We start from the raw sequence: 9,264 nt of genomic DNA on the forward strand, positions 1-9,264 counted from the left end.
GGATATTTACGGGGTGCTGCCATGGTGCTGGTGGATCTCCTTCGCCAGGACCGTAACCCTGGCATCAGGGACTCCACAAATCTCAGTACAGCTCAAGTCGGAGCTCTGGAGCGACCTGTGGTCCGCGCTCTGCCACCAGGGCAGCGTCTACTCGGCCAGTTTCGCAGCGCTTCCCTGGCTGACCGACATGGCCGAGGACGAGGACCGGGAGCAAGCCGTGAACGCCCTCCACCTGGCGGGGGCCATCATGGCAGGCGTCGCGCAGCCGCATGGAGACGACGGTGTCCGCACACGGTATTCGGCGGAAATCACGACCCTGCTGGCATCGGTGAACCGCCACCTCCGGACGGCAACCGACCGCACCGAGTACATCGACCTCCTGGGGTCCATGCTCGCCTTCGAGGGCGTCCTGGGGTGGAGCGAGGATCTGGCTTGGGGTCTGGGAAACGAGGAATACGAAGTCTCCTGCCCCGGCTGCGGAACCGGACTGTTCATCGTCATCGGCGAGCGCGGCTTCTTCTGCACCAGCGAGGACTACGCGCTGTCTGACGACGACGTCGACACCCGCCCGCTCCGGCCTGCGGGCCGGACAGACCTGGAGGGCATCGGCCGGCGCCTCCACGACATCGCACGCGCCGACGGCCAACACGACGTCGCGCACTTGCTGACCCACGTCTTCGGAAACGCGACCTGCCCGGACTGCGACACCGACTTCTCGGTCCCCGATCGGGTCAGCGCCGACTGGGCGAGGACGCAGTAGCCCCCGTCGGGCACACGACCGCGCCCGCTCGTCGGAGCCTGCTCCCGGCGTCCGGCGCCGAACGCGATCGGGGAGCACGCCCGCCTGCCCCCTCCGGTTTCCCGTCGACATCGTTCACGACGGGGAAGCGGTCCCCGGGGCGACGGATACGATCACGAGCACCAGCCCACGCCCGCGTTCGCCTCCGACAGGCCACCGCACACGCCCGGAGGACCGGGTCCGGCGGAGCACGGAACGGTGACGCGGCGGCGCCCGGCGCAGGCCTCGACCCGGTCCCGCCCGTCCGTTCCGGAACGGCGACCGGTGCGCCGTTCGCGGTGCCGGGCGCCCCGATCGCCGGCGGCTCCCGACCGGAGCGGGAAGAGCCCACGACGGGAAGAGCCCACGAAAGGAAGACATGACTGCCGACACGCCGACCCACCCGGCACCCGATCCCGCGACTGCCGCTACGGCGCCCGCCGAGCGGGAACGGCGGAAGGCGAGTCGCACCGGCGCCTGGTCGATCGGATGGACGTTCCTGGCCCTGGCGATCTGGGGATGGTTCGCCTTCCTGATGCTCGCCGACTACGGACCCGAATTCGGCCACGGGGCCCTGTGCCGGGGGCCGTTGGTCGGACCGCTGTCCGAGGACGCCGTGTGCCGCTCCTCGCTGCGCCAGTGGCCCGCGCTGCTGGGCGTCCTTGCGCTGGCGGTCATCGCGTCCGTCCTCGCAGCGGCGACCACGGTGTACGCCAGGGTCCTCTCCCGCCTGGACCGGCGCGACGGGCTTCCGCAGGGCTGACCTCCGACCGGATGGGGGAACGGCCGCCCTGAGGTCTTCCGGCAGGTCTCGCGCCCGGACACCGGGCACGCTCCGGCCCGCGGGCGGATTCCGATCCGGGCACGGGGAGGGCGGCAGTGCTCCGACCTGACGGGAACCCGCCCGTCCGGCTGCGCGCGGGTCCCCCGGCCGGGCATGCTCGACGCATGGTGCGAGGCGCGTGGAAACGCAGGACGTGGACGTGGTGCGGGGCCCTGCTGGTCGCGGGAGCGCTGACCGGTGCGAGTGGCTGCGGCCCGGAGGTGTCTCCCCCGACGGGCGGGGCGCCGTCGAGCACGAGCACGCCGGCCGTGCCGGGCCCCACGACGGACCCCGGCACCCCGGCTGCGGACCCCCAGCCGGGCGAGGTCCTCGTCGAGGTGGTCGTCAGCGGCGGACTGGCGGGCGTCCGCAACCAGTTGGTCGTCCACTACGACGGCACTTGGAGCAGCCGTTCCGGCACCAAGCCGCCCCGGACGGGCAGGCAGACCCCCGCCGAGGTCGCCGAACTGCGGGCGGCGCTGGAAGACCCCGCGTTCGCCCTGGTACCGGACCGGCCGACGGGCAGCCCGATCCCGGACGGCTTCCAGTACCACGTGACGTACCGCCACCGCCTGGTCGTCGCGGGCGACGGCGAACGCCCGCCCGCCCTCCAACGCGTCTTCGCCGCCCTCCCCGGGGGCGGTCCACCGACGAGCCCGTGAGCACGCGCCGGGCTGCTCCGTGAACCGGACCGGCGCCGGCCGGCAACAGCGGGGGCGTGAAACCGTTGCGCCCCGCAGGGACCTGGGCCGAGCCTCCGTCCGTCAACCGCGCAGCCCGCCTCCCGCGGCCCGCCACTACGCAGCCCGTCTCCGTACGGCCCGCCGCCGCCCGGCCGCCCCGGCCCCCCTCTACCACCGCCCGACCGCCACCACGGATCCCACTCGGCACGGGTTTGTCCCGGCCGCCGCCGCCCCGCGAGGATGACCGGGCCCCATCGAGCCGACGAGAACGGAGTGACCGATGACCAGCCCCGTGACCCTCGACCGCCGTGAAGGACCGCACGGTGAAGTCGTCCTGCGCCGCCGTGCCGAGCACTACGAGATCATCGCCAACGGCACCTTCCTGATGGACACCTCCGACGGGCGTTCGGAGCGGCTGCTGGTCGACGCGGCCATGGCGGCCCTCCCCGAGCCCTCCCGGTCCGGTGCGTCCGTCCTCATCGGCGGTCTCGGCGTCGGCTTCTCGCTCGCCCACGCCGCCGTCGATTCCCGTTGGCGGCGCATCGCGGTCGCCGAGCGGGAGGAGGCGATCATCGACTGGCACCGGCAGGGGCCGCTGGCCTCGATCTCGGGGGCGGCGCTCGCCGATCCGCGGACGGTGGTCCTCCACACCGATCTGGTGGACTACCTCCGCACCACCACGGACACCTATGACGCCCTCTGCCTGGACATCGACAACGGACCCGACTGGACGGTCACGGAGGACAACGGGTCCTTGTACTCGCCCGAGGGGCTGGCGGCCTGCGCGGCGCGGCTGAACCCCGGCGGGATCCTCGCGGTGTGGTCCGCGCAGCCGTCCGCCGATTTCGAAGAGTCATTGCGGAATGCCGGATTCAGCGGGGTACGGACGGAAGAGATCCCCGTTGCCCGGGGCGTCCCCGACGTGGTCCACCTCGCCGTCCGCCCGGGGTAACTACCGGATAGCCGGGACGCCGTCGGTACCTCTAGGCTGCTGCACCGACACCGGCGACGCGAGGCGGGGCAATGGAGCAGACACACACCACCCACCACGGTGCGGCGGCCACTCCCGGGGCCCAGCGGCGCGTTCTGGTGGTCGAGGACGACACCACGATCGCAGAGGCGATCTCCGCCCGGTTGCGCGCCGAGGGCTTCCTGGTCCAGGCCGCGACCGACGGCCCCGCAGCCGTCGACGCCGCCGAGGCCTGGCAGCCCGACCTGATGGTCCTGGACGTGATGCTGCCCGGGTTCGACGGCCTGGAGGTGTGCCGCAGGGTCCAGTCCCAGCGCCCCGTCCCGGTCCTCATGCTCACCGCCCGTGACGACGAGACCGACATGCTGGTCGGCCTCGGCGTCGGCGCGGACGACTACATGACCAAGCCGTTCTCGATGCGCGAGCTGGCCGCCCGGGTGCATGTACTGCTCCGCCGGGTCGAGCGGGCCGCACTCGCGGCGGTCACCCCGCGCAGCGGGATCCTGCGCCTCGGCGACCTGGAGATCGACCACGCGCAGCGCCGGGTGCGGGTACGGGCGGAGGACGTGCACCTGACCCCGACCGAGTTCGACCTGTTGGTCTGTCTGGCGAACACTCCCCGGGCGGTCCTCTCCCGCGAGCAACTGCTCGCGGAGGTGTGGGACTGGGCGGACGCGTCCGGCACCCGGACCGTGGACAGCCACATCAAGGCGCTGCGCCGGAAGATCGGGGCCGAGCGGATCCGTACGGTCCACGGCGTCGGCTACGCGCTGGAGACCCCGGCGCCGTGAGCCGGCTCGGGCCGGAGGGGCCGGGAAAGCCCCGGGGGGCGGGGCCGCCGGAGGCAGGACGTCGCCCCCGCCGGATCGTGATCTCCATCAAGACCAAGCTGGGCGCCCTGGTCGTCGGGGCGGTCCTGCTGACCTCCTGCCTGGCCTTGGTGGCGATCCGCACCTCCACGGAGTTCCGCTACATCACGATCTTCGCGATGATCGCGACCCTGTTGATCACCCAGTTCGTGGCGCAGTCCCTGACGGCACCGCTGGACGAGATGAACGCGGTGGCCGGCTCGATCTCGCGCGGGGACTTCAACCGCCGGGTCCGGGGCGCGGACCGGCGGGACGAGCTGGGCGACCTCGCCTCGACGATCAACCGCATGGCGGACGACCTGGAGGCCGTGGACCGGCACCGCAAGGAGCTGGTGGCGAACGTCTCGCACGAACTGCGCACGCCGATCGCGGCGCTCCGAGCGGTCCTGGAGAACGTGGTGGACGGCGTGTCGGAGGCCGACCCGGAGACCATGCGGTCGGCGCTGAAGCAGACGGAGCGGCTCGGCCGGCTGGTGGAGACGCTGCTCGACCTGTCACGCCTTGACAACGGTGTCGTCGCCTTGCGGGTGGGTCGTTTCGAGGTCTGGCCGTACCTCTCGGGAGTTCTGCGGGAAGCGAACCTGGCCGCGTCCAGACGCGGCCCCTCGGCGGCCACGGGGTCGCAGCGCAGTGCGGGCGTGCACCTGCACCTGGACGTGTCGCCGCCGGAGCTGGTGGCGCACGCGGACACGGAGCGGCTGCACCAGGTGATGACCAACCTGATCGACAACGCGGTGCGGCACTCCCCGCCGCACGGCCGGGTGACGGTCAGGGCCCGGCGCGGCCCGTACCCCGACTCGCTGGTGCTGGAGGTCGAGGACGAGGGCCCCGGCATTCCGGAGGCGGAGCGGCACAAGGTCTTCGAGCGGTTCAACCGGGGCTCGACGCCCGACGGGCAGGGCCCGGGAAGCGACGGCGGCACCGGTCTGGGGCTGGCGATCGCCCGCTGGGCGGTGGATCTGCACGGCGGCGGGATCGGAGTGGCCGAATCATCACGCGGCTGCCGCATCAGAGTCACCCTTCCGGGCAGTCTTCCCTCGTGAGATTGACGTAGGGTTCGAACCGGAAGCGCACGTTCTGCGTGTACGTGGACAGGACGCGATCAGGGGTGCGGCCGAATCGGGCCGTGCTCGCGCTTTTCCGTACCCTCACACGCGCAGAACCGCGTATGTTTCCCGCCATTCACGGCGCCGAAACACCTCGTCAAGTGTGACTTGCGCGACGTTGGAGTGCCCGGCCTGCACCTCTCGGCCGGACAGGCGTAGCCTTTATTTCCGCTGTCCATCACCTTGTGAAGCGGAAGAGGGCGGTTGCCGCCGTGTCGTCTCAGTCCCCCAGTACCCCGAGCTCCCCGACCGACCAAGACGGGCAGGGCCAGAACCCTGCAACCGCCTTCGGCGCCAATGAGTGGCTCGTCGACGAGATCTACCAGCAGTACCTCCAGGACCCGAATTCGGTCGATCGTGCCTGGTGGGACTTCTTCGCCGACTACAAGCCCGGCGCGTCGGAGACCCCGACCGCCCCGGCCACCACCACCGCGAGCGCACCCGCCGCGCCGCAGGCGAGCCCCGCACAGGCCGCGCCTGCCGCCCCGGCGACCGTGCCCGCCCCGGCGCCGGTCCCGGCCGCCGCCAAGCCGGCCGCGGCTCCCGCCGCCCCGGTCGCCGCGAAGCCCGCCGCCGCTCCGGCGCCGGCCAAGGCCAAGGCCCCCGCCGCGGCCCCCGGCGGCCCCGAGCTGATCACGCTGCGCGGCCCGGCCGCCGCGGTCGCGAAGAACATGAACGCCTCCCTGGAGGTGCCGACGGCGACGTCCGTCCGCGCGGTCCCGGTGAAGCTGCTCTTCGACAACCGGATCGTGATCAACAACCACCTGAAGCGCGCCCGGGGCGGGAAGATCTCCTTCACCCACCTCATCGGCTACGCGATGGTGCAGGCGATCAAGGCCATGCCGTCGATGAACTACTCCTTCGCGGAGAAGGACGGCAAGCCGACCCTGGTCAAGCCGGAGCACGTGAACTTCGGTCTCGCGATCGACCTGGTGAAGCCCAACGGCGACCGCCAGCTCGTCGTCGCGGGCATCAAGAAGGCCGAGACGCTCAACTTCTTCGAGTTCTGGCAGGCGTACGAGGACATCGTCAAGCGCGCCCGCGTGGGCAAGCTGACGATGGAGGACTTCTCCGGCGTCACGGTCTCCCTGACCAACCCCGGCGGCCTCGGCACCGTCCACTCCGTGCCGCGTCTGATGCCCGGACAGTCCGTCATCATGGGCGTCGGCTCGATGGACTACCCGGCCGAGTTCCAGGGCACCTCCCAGGACACCCTGAACAAGCTGGGCATCTCCAAGGTCATGACCCTGACCTCGACGTACGACCACCGCGTCATCCAGGGCGCAGCCTCCGGCGAGTTCCTGCGGATCGTGGCGAACCTCCTCCTCGGCGAGGAGGGCTTCTACGACGAGATCTTCAAGTCCCTGCGCATCCCCTACGAGCCGGTCCGCTGGCTCAGGGACATCGACGCCTCGCACGACGACGACGTCACCAAGGCGGCGCGCGTCTTCGAGCTGATCCACTCCTACCGGGTCCGCGGCCACGTCATGGCCGACACCGACCCGCTGGAGTACAAGCAGCGCAAGCACCCCGACCTGGACATCACCGAGCACGGCCTCACCCTGTGGGACCTGGAGCGGGAGTTCGCGGTCGGCGGCTTCGCCGGCAAGTCGATGATGAAGCTCCGCGACATCCTCGGCGTGCTCCGCGACTCGTACTGCCGCACCACCGGCGTCGAGTTCATGCACATCCAGGACCCGAAGCAGCGCAAGTGGATCCAGGACCGCGTCGAGCGCCCGCACTCCCGTGTGGAGCGCGAGGAGCAGCTGCGGATCCTGCGCCGGCTGAACGCGGCGGAGGCCTTCGAGACCTTCCTGCAGACGAAGTACGTCGGCCAGAAGCGCTTCTCCCTGGAGGGCGGCGAGTCGGTCATCCCGCTGCTCGACGCGGTCATCGACTCGGCCGCCGAGTCGCGCCTCGACGAGGTCGTCATCGGCATGGCGCACCGCGGTCGCCTGAACGTCCTGGCGAACATCGTCGGCAAGTCGTACGCGCAGATCTTCCGCGAGTTCGAGGGCAACCTCGACCCGAAGTCGATGCACGGCTCCGGCGACGTGAAGTACCACCTGGGCGCCGAGGGCACCTTCACCGGTCTCGACGGCGAGCAGATCAAGGTCTCCCTGGTCGCCAACCCCTCGCACCTGGAGGCCGTCGACCCGGTCCTGGAGGGTGTCGTCCGCGCCAAGCAGGACGTCATCAACAAGGGCGGCACGGACTTCACCGTCCTCCCGATCGCCCTCCACGGCGATGCGGCCTTCGCCGGCCAGGGCGTGGTCGCCGAGACGCTGAACATGTCGCAGCTGCGGGGCTACCGCACCGGCGGCACGGTCCACATCGTCATCAACAACCAGGTCGGCTTCACCGCCGCCCCGGAGTCCTCGCGCTCCTCGATGTACGCGACCGACGTGGCCCGCATGATCGAGGCGCCGATCTTCCACGTGAACGGCGACGACCCGGAGGCCGTGGTCCGCGTCGCGCGGCTCGCCTTCGAGTTCCGCCAGACGTTCAACAAGGACGTGGTGATCGACCTCATCTGCTACCGCCGCCGCGGTCACAACGAGGGCGACAACCCGCAGTTCACCAACCCGCAGATGTACAGCCTGATCGACAAGAAGCGTTCGGTGCGCAAGCTGTACACCGAGTCGCTCATCGGTCGCGGCGACATCACCCTCGAAGAGGCGGAGCAGGCGCTCCAGGACTTCCAGGGCCAGCTGGAGAAGGTGTTCGCGGAGGTCCGCGAGGCCACCTCGGCGCCGGCCCCGACGCACGTCCCGGACGCGCAGGCCGAGTTCCCGGTGCCCGTCACCACCGCGGTCTCCCAGGAGGTCGTGAAGCGGATCGCCGAGTCCCAGGTCAGCGTCCCGGAGCGGATCACGGTCCACCCGCGCCTGCTGCCGCAGATGCAGCGCCGTACGGCCTCCATCGACGACGGCACCATCGACTGGGGCTTCGGCGAGACCCTCGCCATCGGCTCCCTGCTGATGGAGGGCACCCCGGTCCGCCTGTCGGGCCAGGATTCCCGCCGCGGCACCTTCGGCCAGCGCCACGCGGTCCTGGTGGATCAGGAGACCGGCGAGGACTACACCCCGCTGCTCTACCTGACCGACGAGCAGGCCCACTACAACGTCTACGACTCGCTGCTCAGCGAGTACGCGGCGATGGGCTTCGAGTACGGCTACTCGCTGGCCCGCCCGGACTCCCTGGTCATCTGGGAGGCCCAGTTCGGTGACTTCGTCAACGGCGCGCAGACCGTCGTCGACGAGTTCATCTCCTCGGCCGAGCAGAAGTGGGGCCAGACCTCCGGCGTCACGCTGCTCCTGCCGCACGGCTACGAGGGCCAGGGCCCGGACCACTCGTCCGCCCGCCCGGAGCGCTTCCTCCAGATGTGCGCCCAGGACAACATGACGGTCGCCATGCCGACGCTGCCGTCGAACTACTTCCACCTCCTGCGCTGGCAGGTGCACAATCCGCACCACAAGCCGCTCATCGTCTTCACCCCGAAGTCGATGCTGCGCCTGAAGGCCGCGGCGTCCAAGGTGGAGGAGTTCACCACCGGCGGCTTCCGCCCGGTCATCGGCGACGCCACGGTCGACCCGGCCGGCGTCCGCAAGGTCGTCTTCTGCGCCGGCAAGGTCTACTACGACCTGGAGGCCGAGCGTCAGAAGCGCGGTGACACGGAGACCGCCATCATCCGTCTGGAGCGCCTGTACCCGCTGCCGGGTGCCGAGCTGCAGGCCGAGATCGCCAAGTACCCGAACGCCGAGAAGTACATCTGGGCCCAGGAGGAGCCGGCGAACCAGGGTGCCTGGCCGTTCATCGCGCTCAACCTGATCGACCACCTGGACCTGGCGGTCGGCGCGGACATCCCGGCGGGCGAGCGCCTGCGCAGGATTTCGCGACCGCACTCCTCCTCCCCGGCGGTCGGCTCGGCCAAGCGCCACCAGGTGGAGCAGCAGCAGCTGGTCACCGAGGTCTTCGAGTCCTGATCGACCGCTCCGTACGCGTACGGAAGGAGGCCCGGCACCCCGCGAGGGG

The 9,264-nt window shown here is 70.8% G+C and carries 7 protein-coding genes; all 7 read left to right on the forward strand.

The features are described from left to right. A partial coding sequence (locus ACFW2Y_RS32350) for a hypothetical protein (RefSeq protein WP_384886214.1) occupies positions 1–760 on the forward strand: 760 nt, incomplete at its 5' end. Between the two features lie 397 nt (positions 761–1,157). Then, on the forward strand, positions 1,158–1,541 hold the full coding sequence (locus ACFW2Y_RS32355) for a hypothetical protein (protein ID WP_384886217.1): 384 nt from the start codon (positions 1,158–1,160) through the stop codon (positions 1,539–1,541). 185 nt (positions 1,542–1,726) lie between these two features. Next, complete coding sequence (locus ACFW2Y_RS32360) at positions 1,727–2,263, forward strand: hypothetical protein (protein ID WP_384886219.1); 537 nt, start codon at positions 1,727–1,729, stop codon at positions 2,261–2,263. A gap of 301 nt (positions 2,264–2,564) precedes the next feature. Continuing rightward, positions 2,565–3,236: a spermidine synthase gene (locus ACFW2Y_RS32365; RefSeq protein ID WP_384886221.1), complete on the forward strand. Its 672-nt coding sequence runs from the start codon at positions 2,565–2,567 to the stop codon at positions 3,234–3,236. 71 nt (positions 3,237–3,307) lie between these two features. Continuing rightward, a complete protein-coding gene (locus ACFW2Y_RS32370; protein WP_384886224.1) occupies positions 3,308–4,045 on the forward strand; it encodes a response regulator transcription factor in 738 nt (245 codons plus the stop codon). A gap of 74 nt (positions 4,046–4,119) precedes the next feature. After that, positions 4,120–5,166, forward strand: a complete 1,047-nt coding sequence (locus ACFW2Y_RS32375; RefSeq protein WP_384886229.1) for an ATP-binding protein — start codon at positions 4,120–4,122, stop codon at positions 5,164–5,166. A gap of 275 nt (positions 5,167–5,441) precedes the next feature. Further along, complete coding sequence (locus ACFW2Y_RS32380; protein ID WP_384886226.1) at positions 5,442–9,215, forward strand: multifunctional oxoglutarate decarboxylase/oxoglutarate dehydrogenase thiamine pyrophosphate-binding subunit/dihydrolipoyllysine-residue succinyltransferase subunit; 3,774 nt, start codon at positions 5,442–5,444, stop codon at positions 9,213–9,215. Positions 9,216–9,264 lie beyond the last annotated feature (49 nt).

Source organism: Streptomyces sp. NPDC058877 (genome assembly GCF_042742855.1).
In the GTDB taxonomy this organism is placed as follows: domain Bacteria; phylum Actinomycetota; class Actinomycetes; order Streptomycetales; family Streptomycetaceae; genus Streptomyces.